This is a genomic window from Actinoplanes aureus (genome assembly GCF_015704865.1).
In the GTDB taxonomy this organism is placed as follows: domain Bacteria; phylum Actinomycetota; class Actinomycetes; order Mycobacteriales; family Micromonosporaceae; genus Actinoplanes; species Actinoplanes aureus.
The window spans coordinates 114,816-137,604 of record NZ_JADQTO010000012.1; the positions used below are offsets into that span (position 1 = coordinate 114,816).

The 22,789-nt window shown below is 70.6% G+C and carries 23 protein-coding genes; 9 read left to right on the forward strand and 14 right to left on the reverse strand.

The genetic code is table 11. The annotated features are described in order from the left end of the window. Positions 1–34 precede the first annotated feature (34 nt). Positions 35–322: a YciI family protein gene (locus I4J89_RS25070; protein WP_196416507.1), complete on the forward strand. Its 288-nt coding sequence runs from the start codon at positions 35–37 to the stop codon at positions 320–322. Here I4J89_RS25070 and I4J89_RS25075 read toward each other — a convergent pair. Both I4J89_RS25075 and I4J89_RS25080 read right to left on the reverse strand, forming a co-directional pair. Beyond that, positions 319–1,950 carry a sensor histidine kinase gene (locus tag I4J89_RS25075; protein WP_196416508.1) on the reverse strand — a complete coding sequence of 544 codons (1,632 nt, stop codon included), beginning with the start codon at positions 1,948–1,950 and terminating at the stop codon, positions 319–321. The genes I4J89_RS25070 and I4J89_RS25075 overlap by 4 nt on opposite strands. 245 nt (positions 1,951–2,195) lie before the next feature. Continuing rightward, complete coding sequence (locus I4J89_RS25080; protein WP_230859546.1) at positions 2,196–2,798, reverse strand: hypothetical protein; 603 nt, start codon at positions 2,796–2,798, stop codon at positions 2,196–2,198. Between the two features lie 138 nt (positions 2,799–2,936). Here I4J89_RS25080 and I4J89_RS25085 point away from each other — a divergent pair, with 138 nt between their 5' ends. From I4J89_RS25085 to I4J89_RS25100, 4 genes are all read left to right on the forward strand, one after another. Continuing rightward, positions 2,937–3,500 carry an RNA polymerase sigma factor gene (locus I4J89_RS25085; RefSeq protein ID WP_196416510.1) on the forward strand — a complete coding sequence of 188 codons (564 nt, stop codon included), beginning with the start codon at positions 2,937–2,939 and terminating at the stop codon, positions 3,498–3,500. Positions 3,501–3,586: 86 nt separating this feature from the next. Beyond that, entirely contained in the window at positions 3,587–4,087 is a 501-nt protein-coding gene (locus tag I4J89_RS25090) for a hypothetical protein (RefSeq protein ID WP_196416511.1), read from the forward strand. Between the two features lie 186 nt (positions 4,088–4,273). Beyond that, the gene (locus I4J89_RS25095; protein WP_196416512.1) at positions 4,274–6,154 is read left to right on the forward strand and encodes an ATP-binding protein; all 1,881 of its coding nucleotides are present in this window, start codon (positions 4,274–4,276) and stop codon (positions 6,152–6,154) included. A 74-nt stretch (positions 6,155–6,228) separates the two neighbouring features. Beyond that, the gene (locus I4J89_RS25100) at positions 6,229–7,593 is read left to right on the forward strand and encodes a lactate racemase domain-containing protein (protein WP_196416513.1); all 1,365 of its coding nucleotides are present in this window, start codon (positions 6,229–6,231) and stop codon (positions 7,591–7,593) included. Here I4J89_RS25100 and larC read toward each other — a convergent pair. From larC to larE, 3 genes are read right to left on the reverse strand one after another with little or no spacing between them, the layout of a single operon-like run. After that, the gene (gene larC / locus I4J89_RS25105) at positions 7,580–8,773 is read right to left on the reverse strand and encodes a nickel pincer cofactor biosynthesis protein LarC (RefSeq protein ID WP_196416514.1); all 1,194 of its coding nucleotides are present in this window, start codon (positions 8,771–8,773) and stop codon (positions 7,580–7,582) included. The two genes, I4J89_RS25100 and larC, sit on opposite strands and share 14 nt — an antisense overlap. After that, a complete protein-coding gene (gene larB, locus I4J89_RS25110; protein WP_196416515.1) occupies positions 8,770–9,441 on the reverse strand; it encodes a nickel pincer cofactor biosynthesis protein LarB in 672 nt (223 codons plus the stop codon). The genes larC and larB overlap by 4 nt, the downstream gene beginning before the upstream one ends. Beyond that, complete coding sequence (gene larE, locus I4J89_RS25115) at positions 9,434–10,282, reverse strand: ATP-dependent sacrificial sulfur transferase LarE (protein WP_196416516.1); 849 nt, start codon at positions 10,280–10,282, stop codon at positions 9,434–9,436. The genes larB and larE overlap by 8 nt, the downstream gene beginning before the upstream one ends. Positions 10,283–10,321: 39 nt before the next feature. Here larE and I4J89_RS25120 point away from each other — a divergent pair, with 39 nt between their 5' ends. After that, the gene (locus tag I4J89_RS25120; protein ID WP_196416517.1) at positions 10,322–11,326 is read left to right on the forward strand and encodes a LacI family DNA-binding transcriptional regulator; all 1,005 of its coding nucleotides are present in this window, start codon (positions 10,322–10,324) and stop codon (positions 11,324–11,326) included. On the opposite strand, the gene I4J89_RS25125 is transcribed toward I4J89_RS25120, so the two are convergent. Genes I4J89_RS25125 through I4J89_RS25155 form a run of 7 tightly spaced genes read right to left on the reverse strand, consistent with a single transcriptional unit; the run spans position 11,321 to position 18,226 of the window. Beyond that, on the reverse strand, positions 11,321–12,175 hold the full coding sequence (locus tag I4J89_RS25125; RefSeq protein ID WP_196416518.1) for a sugar phosphate isomerase/epimerase family protein: 855 nt from the start codon (positions 12,173–12,175) through the stop codon (positions 11,321–11,323). The two genes, I4J89_RS25120 and I4J89_RS25125, sit on opposite strands and share 6 nt — an antisense overlap. Continuing rightward, positions 12,175–13,221, reverse strand: a complete 1,047-nt coding sequence (locus tag I4J89_RS25130) for a Gfo/Idh/MocA family protein (RefSeq protein WP_196416519.1) — start codon at positions 13,219–13,221, stop codon at positions 12,175–12,177. The genes I4J89_RS25125 and I4J89_RS25130 overlap by 1 nt, the downstream gene beginning before the upstream one ends. After that, positions 13,218–14,045, reverse strand: coding sequence for a sugar phosphate isomerase/epimerase family protein (locus I4J89_RS25135; RefSeq protein WP_196416520.1), 828 nt, complete (start codon positions 14,043–14,045; stop codon positions 13,218–13,220). The genes I4J89_RS25130 and I4J89_RS25135 overlap by 4 nt, the downstream gene beginning before the upstream one ends. A 13-nt stretch (positions 14,046–14,058) precedes the next feature. After that, positions 14,059–15,024 carry a Gfo/Idh/MocA family protein gene (locus I4J89_RS25140; protein WP_196416521.1) on the reverse strand — a complete coding sequence of 322 codons (966 nt, stop codon included), beginning with the start codon at positions 15,022–15,024 and terminating at the stop codon, positions 14,059–14,061. After that, positions 15,021–15,905, reverse strand: coding sequence for a carbohydrate ABC transporter permease (locus I4J89_RS25145; RefSeq protein WP_196416522.1), 885 nt, complete (start codon positions 15,903–15,905; stop codon positions 15,021–15,023). The genes I4J89_RS25140 and I4J89_RS25145 overlap by 4 nt, the downstream gene beginning before the upstream one ends. Next, positions 15,902–16,873: a carbohydrate ABC transporter permease gene (locus I4J89_RS25150; RefSeq protein WP_196416523.1), complete on the reverse strand. Its 972-nt coding sequence runs from the start codon at positions 16,871–16,873 to the stop codon at positions 15,902–15,904. Before I4J89_RS25150 ends, I4J89_RS25145 begins: the two co-directional genes overlap by 4 nt. Positions 16,874–16,885: 12 nt before the next feature. Then, entirely contained in the window at positions 16,886–18,226 is a 1,341-nt protein-coding gene (locus I4J89_RS25155) for an ABC transporter substrate-binding protein (protein ID WP_230859547.1), read from the reverse strand. A gap of 184 nt (positions 18,227–18,410) precedes the next feature. On the opposite strand from I4J89_RS25155, the gene uxaC reads away from it, so the two are divergent. Together uxaC and I4J89_RS51595 are read left to right on the forward strand one after the other, a co-directional pair. Continuing rightward, a complete protein-coding gene (uxaC, locus tag I4J89_RS25160) occupies positions 18,411–19,805 on the forward strand; it encodes a glucuronate isomerase (protein WP_196416524.1) in 1,395 nt (464 codons plus the stop codon). Beyond that, positions 19,802–21,106, forward strand: a complete 1,305-nt coding sequence (locus I4J89_RS51595; protein WP_196416525.1) for a mannitol dehydrogenase family protein — start codon at positions 19,802–19,804, stop codon at positions 21,104–21,106. Before uxaC ends, I4J89_RS51595 begins: the two co-directional genes overlap by 4 nt. A 67-nt stretch (positions 21,107–21,173) precedes the next feature. On the opposite strand, the gene I4J89_RS25170 is transcribed toward I4J89_RS51595, so the two are convergent. Further along, positions 21,174–21,602: a DUF6069 family protein gene (locus I4J89_RS25170; RefSeq protein ID WP_309238474.1), complete on the reverse strand. Its 429-nt coding sequence runs from the start codon at positions 21,600–21,602 to the stop codon at positions 21,174–21,176. Between the two features lie 102 nt (positions 21,603–21,704). Here I4J89_RS25170 and I4J89_RS25175 point away from each other — a divergent pair, with 102 nt between their 5' ends. Next, entirely contained in the window at positions 21,705–22,139 is a 435-nt protein-coding gene (locus I4J89_RS25175) for a MarR family winged helix-turn-helix transcriptional regulator (protein WP_196416526.1), read from the forward strand. 9 nt (positions 22,140–22,148) lie between these two features. On the opposite strand, the gene I4J89_RS25180 is transcribed toward I4J89_RS25175, so the two are convergent. Next, positions 22,149–22,742 carry a VOC family protein gene (locus I4J89_RS25180; RefSeq protein ID WP_196416527.1) on the reverse strand — a complete coding sequence of 198 codons (594 nt, stop codon included), beginning with the start codon at positions 22,740–22,742 and terminating at the stop codon, positions 22,149–22,151. Between the last annotated feature and the right edge of the window lie 47 nt (positions 22,743–22,789).

Sequence of the window (22,789 nt, forward strand, 5' to 3'; positions counted from 1 at the left end):
CCGGTGTTGCTCAGCCGCCACATACGATCATGAAATGTTCGTGGTGATACTGACGTACCGCGCTGACCTGTCGCGGATCGACGCCGCGCTTCAGGATCACATCGCCTGGCTGGACCAGCAGTACGCCGACGGGGTGTTCATCGCCTCCGGCCGTCGCGTTCCCCGCGTCGGCGGCGTGATCCTCGCTGGAAACGTCTCTTCTGCAGATCTCGAGCGCCGGCTCTCCGCGGATCCGTTCCGCCAGCAGGGCCTCGCCGAGTACGCGGTCACCGAGTTCGTCCCGTCCCGCGCCGCCGAAGGCTTCGAGCGCCTCGTGCCCTAGTCGTCCGGGCAGTCCGGCGGGTGGGTGGGGAGCCTGATGACGAACGTGGTTCCTGTGGTCTCCGGCTCGGCGAGCGTGATGGTGCCGTGGTGGCGCTCGATGATGGTGCGGGTGATGACGAGGCCGAGTCCGGTTCCGGGAATGCGGCGTTCGATGGCCGTGGAGGCGCGGTAGAAGCGGCGGAACAGGTGCGGCCGGTCGGCGGCGGGGATGCCGATGCCGGTGTCGGCGACGGTCCAGACGATCTCGCCGTGGGTGTCGTCGGCCTCCGCGGTGACGGTGATCGTCCCGCCGGCCGGGGTGTACTTGACGGCGTTGGACAGCAGGTTGTCGGCGACCTGGCGCAGCCGTAGCGGATCGGCGTGCAACCCGAGGTGCTCCGGCAGGAAGACAATCAATGCCAGCTTCTTCTCGTCGACGGCGGGCGTGGCGGCCTGCACGGCTTCGCGGATGATCGCGGACAGGTCGGTGTGGGTCAGTTGCAGGACGAGATGTCCGGCTTCCAGCCGGGCCAGGTCCAGCAGGTCTTCCGCCATCACGCTCAGCCGCTGCACGTTGCGTGCGATGACGTGCAGGTGGTCGCGTTGCTCGTCGAGCGTGAAAGCTTCGAGATCCTCCTGCAGAACATCGACCGCGGTAGCGATCACGGCGAGCGGGTTGCGCAGTTCGTGGGTGACCAGGGCGAGGAATTCGTCCTTGGTCTTGGCCAGCTCGATGGTGAGTTCCTCGGCGCGGCGGCGTTCGAGGTACTGACCAACCTGTGCGGCGATGCCGATCAGCAGGGCGGTGAGGGTCTCCTCCGGGTCTTCGACCCGGTCGCCGTAGACGCACAGGACACCGAGGATGTGCCCGGTGGCGCAGATCGGTACGCCCACGGCGACGTGCAGACCGGCACGGGCGGCGGCGCGACTGCGGAACGAGCCGGTGTCCGCTGCCAGATCCGCGATCCACACCGGCCGGGACAGCTGGTACACCCGGCCGGGCAGGCCGACGCTGACGTCCAGCTCGTCGACGGCGAAGCCCGCCAGGTCACGCTGCCAGGTCTGGTGGCGAGCGGCGCAGGTGAGCAGCTGCCGCTCGTCGTCGGACTGCCACAACTCGGTGACCGGCCAGCCCATCTGCTCACCCAGTGCCGCGACCACGCTGGATGCGGCGGCGGCGCTGCTGCCGGCCTCGGCCAGGCCCCGCGAGACGGCGGCCTCGACCGCGGTGAACCGGCTGACCCGCTGCGCGGTGGTGATGTCCTGGAGGAAGGCGTGAAAGACCGGTCCGGCCGGCTCCTCGGTGGCGGCCAGGGTCATCTCGACCGGGAACTCGTGCCCGTCGCGGTGCACGGCGCACAGTTGCAGGCGCTGATCGAGCAGGTGCGTGGGGTACCCGGCGGCCAGCCGGGCCAGCGCGGCCCGATGGATGGCCCGGAACCGCAACGGAATGATCATCTCGGCCAGATCTTCGCCGCATGCCTCGTCGTAGGAGTAGCCGAAGGTGACGCAGGCAGCCGTATTCCACGCCACCACCCGGCCGGCGACGTTGATCGCCACGTACGCGTGGGACGCGACCGCGAGAATCCGTTGCGGATCGCTGAACATCCGCTCGCCGCAACTGACCGGATTCCGACCCGCCTGCATCCTGCCGGACCATCCCTAGCTGAGGGGCTATCCCTGACACCGGACCGAAACCGAGCGGCCCCCACGCCCAGCATGCCCTCTGGTGATCCCTCGTGCGCCCGATTCGCCTTGCCGGTCGCCGCTGCTTCGGACCCGGCGATCACCGGCCGAGCAGCTTCGGAAGATCCGCCACGATGTCCATCCAGTGCGCTGCAGGAGGGCCCGGAGTAGCGCGGCCACGTGACGGAGAGGGCGCGTCCTCTCCGTCACCTCCGCCTGGCGCGCACCTCGACCGTGGTGGTGACGCGCACCAGCGCCGGGAACCGCGGCGTCGAGCCGAACCCGAACCGCACCGGTGGGTCGACCGCGGCGAGACGGCCGAGATCCACACCGTCCAGGACGCCGGTCGCCGTAGTGATCCGGTGGAGGTCCTGGACCGCGTACCGCTCACGGCGGCCGTTGCCGGCGCTGCCGTGCGTACGGACCCCCCGCAGTAGCCGGGCGGGTACGTCGATCAACCGGACCCACAGCAGCCGGCGCGCCAGCACGGGCGGCACCGCGTGCAGGAGGCGGCCGAGCGGGCCGCGGCCGCCGGTGATGAAGCGCAGCGTGAGCGGGCCCGCCGTGACGGTCCACGCCGGCCCGGACCTGTCGACCGAGACCGGCACCACGCGTACCCGGTCGAAGGAGTACGTCTCGGCGACGAACCGGCCCAGCTCCTCGGTCTCGGCGAGGAGCACGCGGCGGCCGTCCGCGTGTTCGACCATGACGTCGGTGACCGGCCCGAACGGCGAGTCCGGCCAGTGTCCGACCACCAGCCGCGTTCCGCTCGCCGTACCGAGACCGGCGATCCAACCGTTGAAGCGCATCCGCACGCGATCCACCCGACCGCCATACCCGCAGGGTCACGATCGACTCGGCGGTGTCGGATTTGCTGGTCACCGGTATTCGGGGGCGTGGCATACCGAAAAGCCGCTGGGCTTGCGACATGAGCGCATGCTGACCGCATGACGAATACCACGGTCCGCGAATTCGACGGAATCGAAATCGAAACGCTCGCGCGGAAAGCGTCGGCGGGGGATGGTGCCGCGCTGAACGCCCTGCTGGTCGAGGTGCGCCCGGAGACGCTCCGGCTGTGCGGCCGGTTCCTCCCGAACCGCCAGGACGCCGAGGAAGCGTGCCAGGACACGCTGTGGGCGGTGGCCCGTGGGATCGGCGGCTTCCACGGCCGCTCCACCTTCCGCACCTGGTTGCACAGTCTCGCGGCCAACCGGGCCCGGTCGACCTACCAGGCGATCCGGCGCCGGCACGACGGTGAGGCGGCCGGCACACCGCTGCCCGACCGGCCCGACCCCCGGCGTACCAGCATCGTGGCCGTTACGCGGCTGGACCTGCTCGGGGCCCTCGAAGGCCTGCGCCCGGAATACTCCGAGGCGGCCGCCCTGCGCGACGTTCTGGGCCTGAGCTACGGCGACATCGCCGCGCTTCTCGACATTCCGGAGGGAACCGTGAAGTCGCGCATCCATGAGGCCCGGCGCCAGCTACGCGCCCGCCTGACCGACCACCGATAAATGATGACCTTGACGAAGACGCGAACAAAAGGCGGTGCTGAGGTGACTAACCGAGTGACAAGCCAGAACGACGAAAGAGAGCTGTCATGCGTCATCTCGAATTCCGCCATATCGCGGCCGCCGGTGCGCTCGCCCTGATCACGGCGGCCCCGCTGGCCGCCTGCGCCGGCCCGGCGGCGTCCCCACGACCCGCGCAGGCCGACGAGGCGCCCGCGCCCAGCGCGTCAGCTCAGGCCCGAAGTGCCGGGCCCGGCGTCGCGAGACAGCCGGCCCCGCCGCCCAGACCGGCGACCGCCGGACCGACCTCGACCAAGCCGACCGGCACCTGCTTCGGCGCCGTCCGGCACGACCTGGACCTGCGCAACACCGTGCTGGACCTGGTCAAGTCGATGTGCTTCCACACCGGCGGCGTCCTGCGCCTGCAGGGGATCGGACCGGGGCTGGTGGACGCGACTCCCGGGTCTCTGGTGTCACAGAGCTACGAGGCAGGCGTCGTGGACCTGCGCTTCGTCCGCCCGGGCACGGTCACCGTGACCATCCCGCAGGACGAGCAGACCTACACCATCACGGTCGTGGTCGTCAGCTGACCGCACGGGATTGTCTGACCAGGGAAAACAGCGCGGCCTCCGGCAGATTTTGGGAGACTGACTGAGTCGAGTCCCGCGCAAGAAACGCGGGGTTTTGCCGGGCAACATCCCGTATGACTGGTCAGCCGGGCGAAAGCAGCGCGGTTTGCGGTTGAGCGGTCGTGCGAGAAGGCGGGGTGCGATCAGATGACCTGGCTGTCGAGGCGCCCGGCCGGACGACGCCTACTGATCAACGCGGCGACGATCGCGGTGCTGCTCGCCGTCGCCGTGCTGGGCTACTCCGTTTCCAACCGACAGGAAACGATCGCGGACGAGGCACAGCGGGCACAGCAGCTGGCCCAAGCCGCGCAGCAGGTGAAATTCCGGGCGGCGGACTTCAACGGCTGGCAGACGGCGTACGCACTGGACATCATCCGCGCGGTTCCCGGTGCCGCCGACGACTCCTCAGCCAGCCGCGCGAAGTTCCTCGACGCGGCCGCGCGGTTCGACAGGGAACTGAACGCCTTGGAAACAATGTCCGCGCCGTCCGCGGCCACCGAGACGATCAACGCCGTCCGGGCCGCGTTCAACGAGTTCATGACCGTCGACCGGAAGGTCGTGCAGCTGTACCGGACCGGCGACGCCGCGGACCGCACGGCCGCGTCCGAGCTCGTCCTCGGCCGGGAGATCGAGCTCTACACGCAGATCGCCAGCGGCTGCGACGCCACCGCTGTGATGTCCGCGTCGACAGTGAACACCAGTTTCGCCCGTCTCGAAGCGGTGGGTGCCACCACCCGGCGCTACATCATCATGCTGAGCATCGTGGCCGCCGCCCTGGCGCTGATCGGCGCCGTCCTTGCCGAAGCGCGTCAGCGAGCGGTCGCGGAACGAGCCCGGGAGGCCCAGCGGATGGCGAGCCTGGGGCAGCTCGCCGGCGGTATAGCCCACGACTTCAACAATGTCCTCGCCATCATCCTGAACTACACCGACTTCGTCGCCGAACACGTCTCCGCCGAAGCCCGTGACGACCTGGCGCACATCCGCATGGCTGCCGAACGGGCGGCCGGACTCACCGCACAGCTGCTCTGCTTCATCCGGCACGAGGCCGTCCGGCCGGAGATCATGGACGTCAACGCCGCGATCGCCGAAGCGCACGCCATGCTGGCGCGGACCCTCGGCGAACACGTCGAGCTGGTGGTGATGCCGTCGCCCACACCGTTGAAGATCCGCGCCGACGCCGGCCAGATCCAGCAGATTCTCGTCAACCTCGCCGTCAACGCCCGCGACGCGATGCCCGAGGGCGGCACGCTGGTGATCGCCGCCAACGCCGTCGACCTCGAGGAGAACCAGGCGGACGTGCGCCCGCCGGTGAAGGGCGGGCGGTACCTTCAGCTTCTCGTCACCGATACCGGCGCCGGGATGCCTCCGGAGACCGTGGCCCGCATCTTCGAACCCTTCTTCACCACCAAGCCGAAGGGGTACGGCACCGGACTCGGCCTCGCCACCGTCTTCGGTATCGTCACCGCCGCGGGTGGCAGCATCGACGTCTGCTCCAAGCTCGGCATCGGCACGACGTTCCGGCTGTACTTCCCGGTCGCCGAGGCGCCGGACGACTCCGAATCCACGAATCCCGCCGCCTCGGCGGTGCCGCATGGCAACGGCCAGCGAATCCTGATCGTCGAGGACGAACCGGCCCTCGGCGCGAGCATCGCCCGCATACTCGCCGCCGGCGGGTATCAGGTCCAGACCGCCGTCAGCGGCCCGGACGCCCTGGCCGTGCACGCCTGCGACGGCTGTGACCTGTTGATAGCCGACGTCGTCATGCCGGACATGTCAGGTCCCCGTCTCGCCGAGATCCTGCACCGCACCCACCCCCGCCTACCGGTGCTCTACGTATCCGGCTACATCGACGGCATCCTCGGCCCGAACCGTCTGTTCACACCCGGAACCGAGGTGATCGAGAAGCCGTTCACCGCCGGTCAGCTCCTCGCCGCGGTCGGCAAGACCCTGGCGAAGGCACACAAGAACGACGGCGTCTCAGCCGATCCGGCCGGACCGGCCGAGGGCCAGCCGTACGCACCGGCTTGAACACAGTCTCGGCCGTCTGCGGAACCCGGCCCGGCGTTCTACGCTGAGGGCCGCGCTCCCGGAGAGGCCGAACCATGACGTCGATCAGTGCCCTTCCGCCCGGCTTGGCCGCGTCGGCGGCCCGCCTCGGTGACGCCTCGACCGTGCTGGACGAGCATCAGGTCGTCGCGTTCATCACCGAGCAGCTCACCGCGTACCCCTTCGACGGTCGCAGTGTCTGCGTGCTCGTTCCCGACGGCACGCGCACGTGCCCGCTGCCGCTGCTGATGCGGGCCGTGCACGGGGCGCTGCACGGCCGGGTGACCCGGTTGACCGTGCTGGTCGCTCTGGGCACACACGCACCCATGCCGGACGACGCGCTCGCCCAGCACCTCGGCTACGAACCCGGTCGCCTGGCCGACACCTATCCGGGCACCGAGGTGCTCAACCACGAGTGGTGGAAGCCGGAGACGTTCGCCGATCTGGGCACCGTGCCGGCCGCGCGGATCGCCGAGCTGTCCGCGGGGCGGATGAGCGTCGAGGTGCCGGTGCTGCTGAACCGGGCGGTGGTGGAGCATGACGTCGCGCTGGTGCTCGGCCCGGTGCTGCCGCACGAGGTCGTCGGCATGTCCGGCGGCAACAAGTACTTCTTCCCGGGCGTCGGCGGCAAGAAGATCATCGACGTCTCGCACTGGCTGGGTGCGCTGATCACCTCCGCGGAGATCATCGGCACCAGCGGCACCACACCGGTACGGGCGCTGATCGACGACGGTGCCGCGCTGATCCCGGCCGAGAAGCTCGGCCTGTCCGTGGTCACCGCCGAGGTGGCGGACGCCGCCGTGGACGGCGCGGTGGATGACGCCCTCCCCGCCGGTGCCGCCGGACCGGACGCGGGCACGGCCAGCCGGCTGCACTCGGTGTCGTTCGGTGAGACCCGGGCCTCGTGGGCATCGGCCGCTGAGGTGTGCGCCGCCACCCACGTCACCTACCTCGACGCCCCGGTCCGGCGGGTGTTGTCGATCGTGCCCGAGATGTACGACGAGATCTGGACCGCCGCGAAGGGCTTCTACAAGGTCGAGCCGGTGGTGGCCGACGGCGGCGAGGTCGTCCTGTACGCCCCGCACGTCACCCAGCTGTCCTCGACCCATCCGGAGATCTACGAGATCGGGTATCACTGCCGCGACTACTTCGTCGCCCAGTGGGATCGGTTCGCGGACGTGCCGTGGGGTGTGCTCGCCCATTCGACGCACCTGCGCGGCGCCGGCACGTTCGACGCGGTGACCGGGCAGGAGCGGCTGCGGGTGCGGGTCACCCTCGCCACGGCGATCCCCGAGGACGTCTGCCGTGCGGCCGACCTCGGATACCTCGACCCGGCCTCGGTCGACCTGGCCGCGTTCGCCGCCGATCCGGACACCCTGGTCGTGCCGCGGGCCGGCGAGACCCTCTTCAGGCTTCGTTAGGGATCGGGCCGCCGACGATCAGGCCGGCGGCGACCGCGGCAGCCAGCGCGTCCTCGAGGACGAGCCGCTCCGGCCGGCCCTGCTCGCGGGCCGCGGCGGCGACCTGATCGAACTCCGGCATGACCTGCACGATGGTCCCGTCCCGGTGACCGATCTTGATCGCGATGGTGCTGCCCGCCACGTCCACGTCGGCGAACGAGCGGGGGAGTGGCACCTTGGTCAGAACCTGCTCGCGTACGCCGAGGGTGCTGGTGTGGTGAAACATCACCTCCCGGAGCGCGGCCGCTCGCCCCGGGTGGCACAGCACGCTGAGGGTGTGCGCCGGCCGGCCCTTCTTCATCAGGATCGGTACCAGCCAGGCATCGGCGGCGCCGCAGTCCATCAATCGGGCGAGCACCCCCGGCCACAGGCGCGGATCGAGATCGTCGACATTGGCCTCGAGCAGCACCGCCGGTTCCCGCTCGGAGCCGGTCACTGCGGTCCGGCCCAGCACGACACGTACGACGTTGGGCCGGCCCAGGACGTCACGCCCGCCGGCGCCCACGCCGACGGCCTCGACCCGCATCGACGGAAGGTCCTCACAGGTCGTCGCCAGGGTCCGCAACGCGGCCATGCCGGTCGGGGTGGCCAGTTCGCCGGAGCCGCCCGCGCGGACGCGCCACCCACGGGCCAGCTGCGCCACGGCCGGAACGGGTACCGGCAGTTCGCCGTGCGCGGTACGCGCGACTCCCGACCCGACCGCCACCTCGCCGGCGGACACCGTGGAAACGCCCAGGTCGTCGAGCGCCGCACAGATCCCCACCACGTCGGCGATCGCGTCCAGCGCGCCGACCTCGTGGAAGTGCACGTCGTCGGCGGGCACCGCGTGCACGTGCGCTTCCGCCTCGGCCAGCCGGGCGAACACCGCGAGCGCCCGCGGGTTGTCGCCGAGCAGCCCGCGGATCGTCCGCCAGGTACGCCGCGGCGGATCCTCCACGAGCACCTCGACGTCGACCTTGCGCGCTCGCAGCCCCGCGCGCGTCACCGTCGCCTCGACGATGCGCACCCCGCCGGGCACGACCGCGTCGACCGCCCGCTGCACCGCCGCCCGGTCGGCACCCGCGTCGATCAGCGCGCCGAGCAGCATGTCCCCGGCCACACCGGCCGAGGCGTCGATCCAGCAGTGCAGGTCTCCGGTCACGACGGTGCCGCGATCTGGGCGGCGAGGTGCCCGGCGCCGTACCCGTTGTCGATGTTGACCACCCCGATGCCGGGCGAGCAGGCGTTGAGCATCGCCAGCAGCGCCGCGATGCCGTGCATTCCCGTGCCGTAGCCGACCGAGGTCGGCAGCGCCACCACCGGGGCGGGGATCAGCCCGGCGACGACGCTCGGCAGCGCACCGTCCATCCCGGCCGCCACGATCACCACGCGGGCGCGGCGCAGCAGGTCGAGGCGGGCGAGGATCCGGTGCAGACCGGCCACGCCGACGTCCACCACCAGCTCGGTGGCCCGGCCCAGGTAGCGGGCGGTCAGCATCGCCTCCCGCGCGACCGGCAGATCGGAGGTGCCGGCGGCGACCACGACGACCAGGCCACCCTTCGCACGCGGGGGCGTGGGCGGCCAGGCGAGCAGCCGCGCGTCACCGTCGTGGAACGCGTCCGGCAGTTCCTTCCGGACAGCCTCGGCGTGCTCGGGATCCGCGCGGGTGAACAGGGTGATCGTCTCGGGCCGCTCGCGGACGTTCGCGGCGATCATCGCGACCTGCGCGGCGGTCTTGCCCTGGCAGTAGACGGCTTCGGGATAGCCGCGCCGGCTCGCCCGGTCGACGTCCAGGGTGGCGAACGCCGACAGATCCGGCGCGTCAGTCATGGCTCACGCTGACCAGCGGCAGCGTGAACGCACCCGACTGCACGCCGGCGAGATCGACGGCCGCGAACCGGAACCCGGCCGCGGTCACCGCCGCGTGCACGGCCTGACGCAGCGGATCGGTCACCGCACGGACCAGGTCGGACCCGGACAGTTCGATCCGCGCGACCTCGCCGTGGTGGCGAACCCGCAGGTCGGCGAATCCCAGCCGGCGCAGCGCCGCCTCCGCCCGCTCGATCTGGCGCAGCTTCTCCGGGCTCACGATCGAGAAGTGCGGTATCCGCGAGGCCAGGCACGGCGCCGCCGGCTTGTCCGCGCACGGCAGGTCGAAGGCCCGGGCAATCCGGCGTACCGCCGCCTTGTCCAGCCCGGCATCCACCAGCGGGCGCAGCACCCGGTGCTCGGTTGCGGCACGCGAGCCGGGCCGGTCCAGGCGTACGGCGTCGTCGGCGTTCTCCCCGTACGCGACCGCGTCCAGCCGGTGCGCGGCGACCACCTCGTCGTCGATGCGGGTGAACAGCTCGTCGCGGCAGTGGAAGCAGCGGTCCGGGCCGTTGGCCTGGTACTCGGGCCGATCGCCCTCGCGGGTCGCCACCTCGACCACCGCGACTCCGATGTGGCGGGCCACCTCGTGGGCGGCGGTCCGCTCGTCGGCGGCCAGGCTCGCCGACACTCCGAGGACGGCCACCACCCGCTCGCGGCCCAGCGACCGCGCCGCCAGCGCGAGCAGCACCGAGGAGTCCACACCGCCGGAGAACGCGACGCCGAGTCGACCGACCCCGGCGAGAATCTCGCCCATCCGAGCCGTGACGCCCTCGGCGAAGTCTGCCAGGGTGTCCATCATGTCCCCCTTCTCGACAGTCGCACTACTAGCATGACCTTCATGGGACGGCGTCCCACCATCTACGACGTCGCGCGTGAGGCCGGCGTGGCCGCATCCACGGTGTCGCGGGCCTATGCCCGGCCGGGCCGGGTCAACACCGACACCGCCCGGCGGGTCTTCGAGGCCGCCACGCGTCTGGGCTACCGGCCCGGCACATCCGGCGGGCAGCAGTCCGAGGCCCGGACCGTCAACGGAGCCATCGCACTGGTCATCGCCGATGTCACGAATCCCTTCTATGGCGAGATCATCAAGGGCGCCTACGAGGCGGCCCGTGAAGCCGGCTATCACGTGATCCTCTCGCATACCAACGAGTCCCCGGAGGAGGAGCGCCGAACCATCGAACGCGAGCTCGCCCACGTCGACGGCATCGTCATCGCCAGCTCCCGGATGACCGACTCGGCACTGCGGATGGTGGCCAAGCAGCGGCCCGTGGTGCTGTTGAACCGGATCATCCCGGAGGCGAGCTGCGTGGTGAACGACAGCGAGCGCGGGATCCGGCGGGCCCTGGAGCATCTCGGCGCCCTCGGCCATGAGCGCGTCACGTACGTGGCCGGGCCGGAGACCAGCTGGGCGGACGGGATGCGGTGGCGGGCGTTGCTGACCGCGGCGGCCGAGCTCGACCTGGACGTACGCCGGATCGGTCCCAATGAACCGACCGTGCTCGCCGGCCTGGCCGCGGCACGGCGCGTGGCGATGGCCGACGCCACGGCCGTACTCGCGTACAACGACGCCCTCGCCATCGGGGTGATGAAGGGCCTGCGCAAGCTCGGCGTCGCCGTCCCGGACGAGGTCAGCGTGGTCGGGTTCGACAACATCGTCTTCGACGACCTGGTCGAGCCCGCGCTGACCACCATCGCGGCGCCGTTGTACCGGATGGGCATGACCGGCGTACGCAACTGCATCGCGCTCGCGCAGGGCGCGCAGCCCAGTGGCAGGCCGCTGGTGCTGCCGGTGCGGCTGGTCGTACGGCAGTCGACCGCCCAGAGCCGGCGGCGCCCGTCATAGGGCTCGCCGGGCCCACTCGTAGGAGATGCGGTGTGACTCCCGTTTCGACTCGACGCTCGGCTCGTCCACCTCGATCATGAAGTCGCCGTCGTAGCCGTCCGGGATCGCGGCCAGGACGGCGTCGAGGTCCACCACACCGCGACCGGGTTCCGCCCACAGCCGTTTGGTCCGCTGCACCTGGTGGTAGCTCATGCCGGCGCGACTGCTCGGCGGCAGGTAGTCGGCGAAGCAGTCCTTGATGTGGATCCCGCCGATCCGGTCGGCGTAGCGGCGGATGAACGCCGCCGGCTCGATCCCGGCCCACCGCAGGTGCCCGGTGTCGGGTCCGAACCCGATGACGTCCGGACCCAGGTCGTCGAGCAGGCGGACGATCTCGTCCTCGGTCTCGAACACGCCGCCGACGTGCGAGTGGTGCAGCGGGCGCAGCCCCTCGGCCTGGAGCACCCGGCACACCGCACCGCAGTTGTCGATCGCGCGGGTCAGACGGCCGGCGTCGAAACCGGCGCCGACCGCCGGTTCGGCCATCCGGGCCGGCACGGCCATGGAGGAGATCATCGTACGGTCGAGGCCCAGCGCCACCTGGTCCGCGGCGAACCGCTTGGCCCGCTCGATCTCCTCGGCCATGTCCACGGTCTCGTCGAAGGGTGAGCTGAACAGGCTCAGCGACGGCGACAGGCCGTATCCGGCGATCCAGTCCGCGTACGCGGACGCGCTCATGCCGTCCGGCACGTCGGCCTTCACGGCGGTGAACCCGATCTCCTGGAAGTCGCGGAACGCCTCCTCGAACACCTCCCGGGTCTTGCCCGCGGTGGCCCAGTACGGAATGGGGTTGGCGGCGATCCGGTTCATCACAGCCGCACCGGCCGTCCGGTCCGCGCCGACTCGTACGCCCCGGTGATGACCGCTATCGACTGCCGGTTGGTCTCCAGGTCGACGCGCAGCGGCTCGGTGCCGTCCAGGGCGCCGAGGAAGTTCAGGTACTGCAGCCGGTGCGCGTCCGACAGCTGCCCGGGGTTGCTGCCGGCGGTCGGCACGGCGCGGCTCTCGGTCGTACCCATCAGTCGTTCCTCCGCTTCGGTATCCGGTGACGTGACCTGGAAGAAGGCCAGCTGGTCGTTGTCGATGACCGAGGAACCCTTGTCGCCGTGCACCTGCAGGCGCGCGCTGAGCCCCGGGAAGGCGGCGGTGGTGGCGTGCAGCACGCCCAGCGCACCGGATTCGAAGCGCACCACGCCGACCGCCACGTCCTCCACGTCGATCCGCTCGTGGGCGAGGGTGCCGGTGTAGGCGAACACCTCCACCGGCCGGCCCAGCGCGGCGATCAGCAGGTCGACGGTGTGCACACCCTGGTTCATCAGGGCGCCGCCGCCGTCGAGCTGCCAGGTGCCGCGCCAGTCGCCGGAGTCGTAGTAGCTCTGTCCGCGCCACCAGTCGATCGAGGCGATGCCCGAGGTCAGCCGGCCCAGTTCACCGCGTTCGATGGCGGCGAGCGTGGTCTCGGTGGCCGGGTCGAAGCGGTGCTGCGAGATCACCGTCACGAGAGTCCCGGACTTCTGCCGCGCCTCGATGATCTCGTCGGTGCGCGCCGCGGTGATCTCCGCGGGCTTCTCGACGATGACGTGCTTGCCGGCCTGCAGGGCCTCGATCGCCACCTCGCCGTGCCGGCCGGTCGGCGTGCAGACCACCACGATGTCGATCTGTTCGGCGGCCAGGGCGTCGGTCAGCGACGCGAACGCCCGGCCGCCGCGCCGCGCCACCAGCTCCTCGGCGCGTTCGATCTGGACGTCGACGACCGCGACCAGGTCGAGGCGGTCCGCGAGCTGGCTGATCACCAGGCCGTGGTGACGGCCGATGACCCCGGCGCCCACCACAGCGATCTTGCGTACGGTGCTCACTTGTACTCGATCCCCTCGGTCTTCAGTAGCTCGGTGAAGTCCTCGCAGGCGCGGCGGAACTCCTCCGGTCCGGAGAAGCCGCCCAGCGTCGTGCCGATGTTCAGGTGCGGTTCCAGGGAGAAGAAGCCGTCGAACCCGTCGTGGTGCAGTGCCCGGATCGTCTCGGCCACCTCGCCGTCGCCGTACCCGGCGGTCACCACCGAACCGTCTACGGCGAGCGCGTCCTTGATCTGGATGTACTCGACGTGCGGGCGCAACATCGCGTACCCGTCGGTGTAGGGGCGCACGCCGACCTGCACGAAGTTCGCCGGGTCCCAGGCCAGCCGCAGGTGCGGCGAGCCGACCGAGCGCACGATGTCCAGGCACCGGTCCGGGACGTCGCCGTAGATCTCCTTCTCGTTCTCGTGCAGCAGGATCAGGTCCGCCTCCTCGGCGACGCGCGCCAGCGCGCGCATCCGGTCGATCACCTCATCGCGGTGCGCGGCCGGATCGGCGCCGGGCCGCAGGAAGAACGAGAAGATCCGGATGTACGGCGCGCCGAACAGGTGCGCGACCTCGGCGGCGTGCCGCATCCGCTCCAGATGCGCGGGGAACGGCTCGTCGATGTAGATCTTGCCGATCGGGGAGCCGATGCTGGACACCGCGAGCCCGTGCCCGGCGAGCGTCTTCTTCATCGACGCCAGCTGCCCGGGTTCGAGGTCGAGGATGTTGACGTCCCAGGCGCTGCGCAGCTCGACGTGGGTGAGGCCGAGCTCGGACGCGACCCGGCACTGCTCGGCGAAGTCGGATGAGATCTCGTCCACGAAACCGGAGAGGGTCCACATGCGGGCGGTCCTTTCAAGGGTGGTAGATCTGGTCGATCAGGCGCAGGGACCGGGCGCCCTCCTGCGGCCCGATCCAGAACGGCGCCGGATCCGGCAGCGTCCGGTAGAAGTCGGCGATGAGCAGCTCGTGCGAGGCGCCCCAGTAACCGCGGCCGCCGGTGCTGACCACCGGTTCGGCGATCGTCTCGACGCGCCCGCCGGCGTGGCTGACGGTCAGGTCACCGCGGATCAGCAGCGTCGCCCGCTTGGTGGTGATCTCGATGGTCACCGGCGAGTCGACGGCATTGGCGACGGTGGCGAACAGGACGCTGCGGGCGCCGCCGGCGTGGTCGAGAACCATGCTCGCGGTGTCCTCCACGTCGATGCCGTCCAGGGCGTACCGGCCGGCCTGGCCACACACCCCCGTGACGTCGCCGAGCAGCCATTCGAGCAGGTCGACGGTGTGGACGGCCTGGTTGATCAGGACGCCGCCGCCGCTGCGGACACGCTGGCCGCGCCAGGGCCGGGCCTGGTAGTAGGCGCTGTCGCGGTGCCACATGACGGTGGCCGAGCCGCCCACGACCGGTCCGAGCCCGCCGGTGGAGAGCAGGTCGTAGGCGGTACGAGTGGCGGTGTTGTAGCGGTTCTGCAGACAGATCCCGACCTTGAGGTGCGGGTGGCGGCGGGCCGCGTCGATCAGCCGGTCGGCTTCGGCGACGGTGTGCGCGACCGGTTTCTCGAGCAGCACGTTGACGCCGGCCTCGAGGCAGTCGACGGCCACGCTCGTGTGCTGGTCGTGCGGGGTGCAGATGTGTACGACGTCCGGGCGTACCTCATCGAGCAGTCGACGGTGATCGGTGAAACGCGGAACGTGCAAGCCCGCGCCCCGGTCGGTGTCGGTGTCGCAGACACCGACCAGGGTGACGCCGGCGAGCTTGCCGATGGCGCCCAGGTGCACGACCGAGACGTCACCGCACCCGATCACCGCGGCGGTGGTCACTTGACCCCGCCGGCGGTGAGACCGCCGACCAGATAGCGCTGGAACACCAGATAGAGGATCACCACCGGCGCGGCGGTGACCAGCGCGGCGGCCATCACCTGCGAGTAGACCGGAATGGCGCCGCCCTCCTGGGTGGCACCGAAGATGGACAGCGCCACCGCGGCGGTCTGCGTCTCCGGCCGGGTCAGCACCGACGCGAACAGCACGTCGTTCCAGCCCAGCAGGAAGGCGAAGATGCCGGACACCACGATCGCCGGAAGGCTCAGCGGCACGATGATCCGGAACAGGATCCGTACGGTGGAGGCGCCGTCCATCCGGCCCGCCTCCTCCAGCTCGCGGGGCAGTCCACGCAGGTAGGTCACCATCACCCAGGTGGAGAACGGCAGGGCGAAGGTCAGGTACGCCAGGAACAGCCCCCACCTGGTGCCGACCACCGCGACCCCCAGGTAGTTGCCGGCCGAGGAGTACAGCACGAACACCGGCAGCAGCATCAGGGTGCCCGGGATGCTCTGCATGCCGACCAGCCCGCGCAGGATGGTGATCCGGCCGACGAACGTGTACCGCACCAGCACGTACGCGGTCATGGTGCCGAGCACCGCCGAGGCGATCGCCACGAACGTGCACACCAGCATGCTGTTCAGCAGGCCGGTGGACAGGTCCGCGGTGGTCCAGATGCGGGTGTAGCTGTCCAGCGAGAACGTGCTGGGCCAGAACTCGCCGGAGGCGACGCCGAGGTCGGTGTTCAGCGATGCCAGCACGATGTACAGCAACGGGATCAGGACCATGGCGCACAGGCCCACGGTGACGGCGAACAGGACCGCCGGGGGCAGCAGCCGGTGTGCCTCGCCGGCGGCCGGCCGCCGGCGGGTGGGCGCGGTCATTTGCGGCCTCCCTCTTCGTGCACGTCCAGTCGCAGCGCGCGCAGATAGACGAACAGCGGAATCGCGATGATCAGCAGCGAGACGATCGCCATCGCCGCGCTGAGACCGAACCGCAGGCTCTGGAAGCTGGTCACGTAGACGATCATCGGCATGACGTTGACGTCGTCCGGGGCGGGCGCGCCGAACAGGACGAACGGCAGCGTGAAGTTGTTGATGTGATTGAGCGTGGCCAGCAGACAGGCCAGCAGCACCGGGCCGCGCAGGTACGGCAGGATGACGTGGGTCAGCTTGGGCCACCAGTTCGCCCCGTCGATGGCGGACGCCTCGTGCACCTCGCCGTCGACGCTCTGCAGGCCGGCCAGCGCCATCAGGTAGATGAACGGCCAGGCCGCCCAGATCTCCACCAGGATCAGCGTCCAGTACGACTTCGGCCCGCTCAGCCACAACCCGCCGTCGACGTTCGCCTTGGCGAGCAGGTTGTTGACGATGCCGTCCGGTTGCAGCATGGTCCGCCACACGGTGGCCACCACGAAGGACGGCAGAACATAGGGGATCAGGAACACCGCCCGGACCAGGGACCGGCCGCGGTAGGCGTTCTGGGTGGCCACCGCGGCGGCGATCCCGAACGGGACGGTCGCCGCGGTGGACAGCACCGCGAACGAGACGCTGATCCAGATCGAGTTCGGCAGGCCGGACTGGAACGCCTCGACGAAGTTGTCCAGGCCGATGAACGGCGCCTCCAGCCACCGGCGCAGCGTGTACTGGTCCAGGTCGATCAGCGAGATGTAGACCGCCAGCAGCAGCGGGATGATGATGATCAGCGTCATCAGCAGCCCACCGGGGATCAGCATCCAGAGCGGGCGCTGCTGTTCGGTGACACCGCGGCGGCGCCGCTCCCGGTGGCCGGGTGCCGCCGCGGTGTCCTCGCCGCGCTCGGCGAGCGTGGTGGTGGTGCCGTCGTCAGTCATGGCAGCCGGCTTCTATTTCGCCCGGTCCAGAGAGGACTGCGCGGCCTTCTGGGCGTCCGCCAGCCGGGCGTCGAGCTGCGCGTCGCTCACCGATCCCTTCGACAGGTCGGGGATCGACTGCACCACCACGTTGGTCAGGGCCAGCTGGATGTCCGCCCACGCGCCGGTGAACGGGGTCGCCACCGACTTCTTGGCGGCCTCGGCCACCGTCGCCAGCTGCTGATCCGACTTCAGGGTGTCCAGCGCCGCGGCGTTCGCCGGCAGGTTACCGACCGCCTTGTAGTACTCCAGCTGCACTTCCTGGTCGGTGATCAGCTTGACGAACTCGAACGCCAGGTCCTGGTTCTTCGAGTAGTCGGCGACCAGCAGGTTGTCGCCGGACAGGATGCTGGCGGCCTCCACACCGTTCGCCGGGCGGCTGGTAGCGCCGGGCGGCACGGTCGGCAGCAGCGCGAACGACCACTTGCCCTTGGTCGCCCCGCCGTCGAGGGCCTTGGCGGCGGTCGCGGAGGTCAGCGCCATGTAGGCGGTCTTGCCCTTGGCGAACTCGGCGATCGCCTGCGAGTTGCTCCAGCCGATCGCGGCCGGGTTGACCACCTTGTCGGTGGTGAGCCAGCCGAAGTAGGTCTGGTACGCCTTCTTGGTGGTCGGGTCGGTGAGCTTGGCCGTCTTGCCGTCGACGAGCGGGTTGCCGGCCTGCACCGACATGCCCCAGACGAACTTCCACGGGTCGAAGTTGTCCTTGTAGCCGACCGACAGGCCGTACTGATCGCCCGTGGTCAGCTGCTTGGCGTGCTGGGTCAGCTCGTCCCAGGTGGCCGCCGGCTTGCTGATCCCGGCCGCCTTGAGAATCTCGGTGTTGTAGACCATGACGAACGGCCGGCTCACCCACGGGACGCCGACCTGGTTCTGCTCGTCCGGTCCGGAGATGCCCAGGGTCGCCGGCACGAATTTGTCCTTGCCGCCGATCTTGTCCCACTGCTCGTCGCCCAGCTTCACGAACGCGCCGGTCGAGTACGCCGTCGGCGTCAGCGTGGTGCCGACCGCGTACACGTCGGGACCGCTGCCCGCCACGACCGACGTCTGGATCTTCGTCAGCTCGTCGTTCGCGGTCGCGAACGTCTCGAACTCGACGGTGGCACCGGTCTGCGCCTTGAACTTGTCGCTGACCGACTTCTGCCAGGCCTGGAACTCCTCCGGGTACTGCGTGTTCGCGCCGATCAGCACGTTGAGGGTCTTGCCCTCGCCGCCGCCGCCGCCCTCGTCGTCACCGCCGCCGCAGGCGACGAGCCCGGCCGTCAGGGTGACCGCACCGGCCAGCGCCACGACCGCGCGCATCCTTCTCAAAGCCATCGTCCTTCTCCCTCGGTGTGGCCCGCCGGTACGGTGTGATCCGCGTTACGGCGATGCAGAGTTACGAGAAGGTTTCGTCGATGCATCCGAATTAATCAACGAGTTGCCAGATGTTGCCGTCGCCGCGATGCAACAAACGGCAACCGCTTGCTCCGCCGTCCGCGACGCCCTGACGCTGACCGCTATGGCCACCTTGACTGTGCATCCCGACCGGCTGCTGCCCACCGAACCTGGCGTGCGGGAGATAGCCCGCCGGCTGTACGGCGCGGTCCGGGACCTGCCGATCATCTCCCCGCACGGGCACGTCGACCCGAAGCTGCTGCTCGACGACCAGCCGTTCGCGGACCCGACCAGCCTGTTCATCCAGCCCGACCACTACGTCACCCGGCTGCTGCACACCGCCGGCATCGGCCTCGACCGGCTCGGCGTGGCCGAGGGGCCGCTGCCGGAGGACCGGGCCAGGCAGGCATGGCGGCTGCTGTGCGGCCACTGGCATGTGCTGCGGGGTACGCCGGTGCGCTACTGGTTCGACAGCGAGCTCGCCGAGATCTTCGGGGTGACCGAGCGACCCGGCGCGGACAACGCCGACGCCCTGTACGACCAGATCGCCGAGCAGCTGCGCCGCCCCAGCCACCGCCCCCGGGCCCTGCTGCGGCGATTCGGCATCGAGTTCCTGGCCACCACCGACGACCCCGCCGACGACCTCGCCGCACACGAGGCGCTGCGCGACGACCCGGACGTCAGCACGACCGTCGCACCCACCTTCCGGCCCGACCGCTACCTGGAGATCGGCCGGCCCGGCTGGGCCGAGACCGTCAAGGGCCTCGGCGACGCCGGCGACTACGCGAGCTATCTGGACGCGCTGGCCGAGCGCCGGCAGTACTTCATCGCCCGCGGCGCGGTCTCCGCCGACCACGGCCACGCCGACGCCGGTGCCGAGCCACTCGAACTCCACGACGCCCAGCGCATCTACCGGGCAGCACTGGCCGGCGCCGTCACCGACGCCGAAGCCCTCGCCTTCCGGCGCCACATGACCTACGAGATGGCCCGCATGTCCTGCGACGACGGCCTGGTCATGACCCTGCACCCGGGCGTCTACCGCAACCACCACCCGGAAACCCTGCAACGGTACGGCCCGGACACCGGCCACGACATCCCGGTCGCCGTCGAGTACACCCGCGCGCTGCAGCCGCTGCTGGAGCGCTTCGGCAACCACCCCGGACTCCACCTGGTGCTGTTCACCGTGGACCCGGACGTGTACAGCCGGGAGATCGCCCCGCTGGCCGGCTTTTACCCGTCGGTGTACGCCGGGGCACCCTGGTGGTTCCTGGACAACCCGTCGGAGATCCGGCGCTTCCAGGAAGCGGTCACCGAGACCGCCGGGTTCAGCCGGCTGTCCGGGTTCATCGACGACACCCGCGCCTTCTGCTCCATCCCGGCCCGCCACGACATGTCCCGCCGCCTGGACGCCGGCTTCCTCGCCGGCCTGGTGGCGGCACACCGGCTGGACGAGGACGAGGCCCTGGACACGCTCACCGCTCTGGTCGTCGACCAGCCGCGAAAGGTGTTCAAGCTGTGAGGCCGGTCCGCGTCGTCCACCTCGGGCTCGGCGGCTTCTTCCGGGCACACCAGGCCTGGTACACCGGCGCGGCCCCGGACGCGGAGCAATGGGGCATCGCCGCGTTCACCGGCCGCTCTCCGGACCTCGCCGATCAGCTGCGCCGGCAGGACGGTAAGTACACGCTGATCGTCCGAGGGCCCGCGCACGACGAGATGTCCGTGCAGCGCGCGGTGGTGGCCGCCCATTCCGGCACCGACCATGCGGTCTGGTGCGACTACCTCGCCCGGCCCGAGGTCGCGGTGGTCACGCTGACCGTCACCGAGGCGGCCTACCGGCGAGACCGGACCGGGGACCTCGATCTGGACGACCCCGGCATCCGCGCCGACCTGGAAGCGCTCCGGCACGGCGGGGACCCGCTCACCGTGCCCGGTCGGCTGGTCGCCGGCCTGGCCGCGCGGCGCGCCGCGAGAGCCGGCTCGCTGGCCGTGGTGTCCTGCGACAACCTGCCCGGCAACGGACCGGCGACCGAGCAGGTGATCGGCGGCCTCGCCGAGGCGGTGGAGCCGGCCCTGGCGGCCTGGATCACCGAGCACGTGTCGTTCGTGACGACCATGGTGGACCGGATCACCCCGCGGACCACCGCCGACGACGTCCGGGCGGTGGCCACCCGGACCGGTTGGGCGGATCAGGTGCCGGTGGTCACCGAGCCGTTCACCGAATGGGTGCTCGGCGGCGAGTTCCCGTCCGGCCGGCCGGCCTGGGAAGCCGCCGGGGCACGGTTCGCCGACGACGTCCACCCGTATGAGACCCGCAAGCTGTTCCTGCTCAACGGCGGGCACAGCCTGCTGGCGTACGCCGGAAGCGCGCTCGGCCACGACACCATCGCCGAAGCGGTGACCGATCCGGTCTGCCGCCGCTGGCTGGACCAGTGGTGGGACGAGGCCGTGCGGCACGTGCCGCTGCCCGCCGCCGACCTCACCACCTACCGGGCGGCACTGCTGGAGCGGTTCGCCAACCCGCGCATCCGGCACACGCTGGCGCAGATCGCCGCCGACGGTTCGCAGAAGCTGCCCATCCGTGTGCTGCCGGTGGTCCGTGCCGAACGTGCCGCCGGTCGCACACCGGCCGGCGCCGCACGGATCCTGGCCGCCTGGATCGAGCACCTGCGGGGCATCGGCGCACCGGTGGACGACGCCGCGGCCGGGCCGTACCGGGACCGGGCCGGGTCCGTCCGTGAGGTCATCACGCTCCTGGCGCCCGACCTGGCCGACGATGAGGCCCTGCTCACCGCGATCGGCGGAGCGTGCCGCACCGGCTGACAGCCGGTGCGGCACGCATCGGCGCGGTTAGGCAGCATGGCCCGGCTGCGGTGTTCTGGGGGCGTTGTCAGCCGGCTGACCGCCGCAGGCCCGGGATGAGCACCGCCGCGACGGCGATGTGCGTGAGCGCCAGCACCACCTTGCTCCCGCCGGACGTCTCCACGCCGGCGAACGGCAGGAACGACACCGCCAGGACCACGAGCGCCGCGATCGTCCAGATGGTGAGGGCACGGGTGGTGACCCGCTCCAGGATGGCGAGTGCCGCCCAGCCGAGCAGGCTGGACGCCAGCGCCACGAAGGCGATCTCGGCCAGGCCGAGGTCCATGGCCGGCTGGCCGGGCGAGACCACCACCAGGTCATGGCCGAGCAGCGGCTCGCCGATCACCCAGACCAGGACAGTCGCGAGCACCGCGCCCGCGACCACGAGCATCCGGTCCCTCGCCCTGCCGAACCGTCCCGTACGCCGCGTCTGCTCCGCGTTCGTAACCACCGCCACGACTCCTCCTTGAGAAAGTCAAATGTTGAGCACCTCAACCTTTTAGGGAGCGTAGCAGATACTTCAGAACCTCAACTATCGAGGACACGTACCATTGGAGTCATGAGCGCAGAGACCGACCAGCTGACCACCGAGCTGGCCGACCTGGTCTTCCAGGTGGCGGGCCGGCTGCGGCAGGGGTTCAACGCGATCGCGGCAGAACTCGACCTGCCGCCCGCCCAGGCCCTCGCGCTGGTCAATCTGCGCGGCCCCGCACCGATGCGCGACCTCGCCGACCTGCTCAGCTGCGACGCTTCCAACGTGACCGGGATCGTCGACGGGCTGGAGCGCCGGGGCCTGGTGACGCGCCGCACCGACCCGTCCGATCGGCGGGTCAAGCACCTCGTGCTGACCGAGGAGGGGCAGCGCCGTCGCGACCTGCTGGGCAGCAAGGCCCACGTGCGGGCCGCCGCACTCTTCGACGTGCTGGACGCCGACCGCCGTCAGCTGCGCGACCTGCTGGCGGCGGTCGTCGACGACGAGCAGCGGCGGCCGTGAACCCAAGGACTACTTGGGTGGTTCGGTGCCGGCCTGCTCGCTGACCAGGTACGCGGCGTACCAGTCGGGCCAGTTCTCGTCGGCCTCGCCGGTGCGCTGCTCGTGCTCGCCGTGTGCGGCCGCCGCGCGCCGCAGCGCGGTCGCCAGATCGTTAGCGGACGTGTACGTCGTCGTACCGGAATCGATGCGGCCGGGCAGCCGGTCGGTGACCTCTTGCAGCACCCAGCCGTTGCCGTCCGGGTCGCTGAAGGTGGCGAGCGAGTTGTAGCTGGCCCGGTCGGGCGCCGGACCGTCGGCCTGTCCGTCCGGGGTGCGGTGGAACGTGGCGCTGACCCGCACGCCCTTGGCGGTCAGCTCCTCGCGCGCGGCGTCGATGTCGGACACGATCAGATACAGCCCCTGTGCCGAGCCGGGCGGCGCCGCCGCGGTGCCCGGGCTGAAGTGGATCGAGCAGTCCGAGCCCGGTGGGGTGAACTGGATCGCGCGGCCACCGCCGAGCCGGAAGTCGGCGTCCAGCCGCCACCCGAGGCCGGCGTAAAAGGCCTTCGCCCGGTCGAGATCGGCGACCGGGATGGTGGCCACCTCAAGCTTCATGTCGGTCATCGCTGCCTCCCTGTCGGCTCCAACGACCACGGTGGCACTGTCCACAC

Excerpts from the sequence above, each read along its gene's own strand:
- I4J89_RS25070 (WP_196416507.1), top strand. The coding sequence starts at position 35 with ATGTTCGTGGTGATACTGACGTACCGCGCTGACCTGTCGCGGATCGAC.
- I4J89_RS25075 (WP_196416508.1), bottom strand. The coding sequence starts at position 1,950 with ATGCAGGCGGGTCGGAATCCGGTCAGTTGCGGCGAGCGGATGTTCAGC.
- I4J89_RS25080 (WP_230859546.1), bottom strand. The coding sequence starts at position 2,798 with ATGCGCTTCAACGGTTGGATCGCCGGTCTCGGTACGGCGAGCGGAACG.
- I4J89_RS25085 (WP_196416510.1), top strand. The coding sequence starts at position 2,937 with ATGACGAATACCACGGTCCGCGAATTCGACGGAATCGAAATCGAAACG.
- I4J89_RS25090 (WP_196416511.1), top strand. The coding sequence starts at position 3,587 with ATGCGTCATCTCGAATTCCGCCATATCGCGGCCGCCGGTGCGCTCGCC.
- I4J89_RS25095 (WP_196416512.1), top strand. The coding sequence starts at position 4,274 with ATGACCTGGCTGTCGAGGCGCCCGGCCGGACGACGCCTACTGATCAAC.
- I4J89_RS25100 (WP_196416513.1), top strand. The coding sequence starts at position 6,229 with ATGACGTCGATCAGTGCCCTTCCGCCCGGCTTGGCCGCGTCGGCGGCC.
- larB (WP_196416515.1), bottom strand. The coding sequence starts at position 9,441 with ATGACTGACGCGCCGGATCTGTCGGCGTTCGCCACCCTGGACGTCGAC.
- larE (WP_196416516.1), bottom strand. The coding sequence starts at position 10,282 with ATGATGGACACCCTGGCAGACTTCGCCGAGGGCGTCACGGCTCGGATG.
- I4J89_RS25120 (WP_196416517.1), top strand. The coding sequence starts at position 10,322 with ATGGGACGGCGTCCCACCATCTACGACGTCGCGCGTGAGGCCGGCGTG.
- I4J89_RS25125 (WP_196416518.1), bottom strand. The coding sequence starts at position 12,175 with ATGAACCGGATCGCCGCCAACCCCATTCCGTACTGGGCCACCGCGGGC.
- I4J89_RS25135 (WP_196416520.1), bottom strand. The coding sequence starts at position 14,045 with ATGTGGACCCTCTCCGGTTTCGTGGACGAGATCTCATCCGACTTCGCC.
- I4J89_RS25145 (WP_196416522.1), bottom strand. The coding sequence starts at position 15,905 with ATGACCGCGCCCACCCGCCGGCGGCCGGCCGCCGGCGAGGCACACCGG.
- I4J89_RS25150 (WP_196416523.1), bottom strand. The coding sequence starts at position 16,873 with ATGACTGACGACGGCACCACCACCACGCTCGCCGAGCGCGGCGAGGAC.
- I4J89_RS25155 (WP_230859547.1), bottom strand. The coding sequence starts at position 18,226 with ATGGCTTTGAGAAGGATGCGCGCGGTCGTGGCGCTGGCCGGTGCGGTC.
- uxaC (WP_196416524.1), top strand. The coding sequence starts at position 18,411 with ATGGCCACCTTGACTGTGCATCCCGACCGGCTGCTGCCCACCGAACCT.
- I4J89_RS25175 (WP_196416526.1), top strand. The coding sequence starts at position 21,705 with ATGAGCGCAGAGACCGACCAGCTGACCACCGAGCTGGCCGACCTGGTC.
- I4J89_RS25180 (WP_196416527.1), bottom strand. The coding sequence starts at position 22,742 with ATGACCGACATGAAGCTTGAGGTGGCCACCATCCCGGTCGCCGATCTC.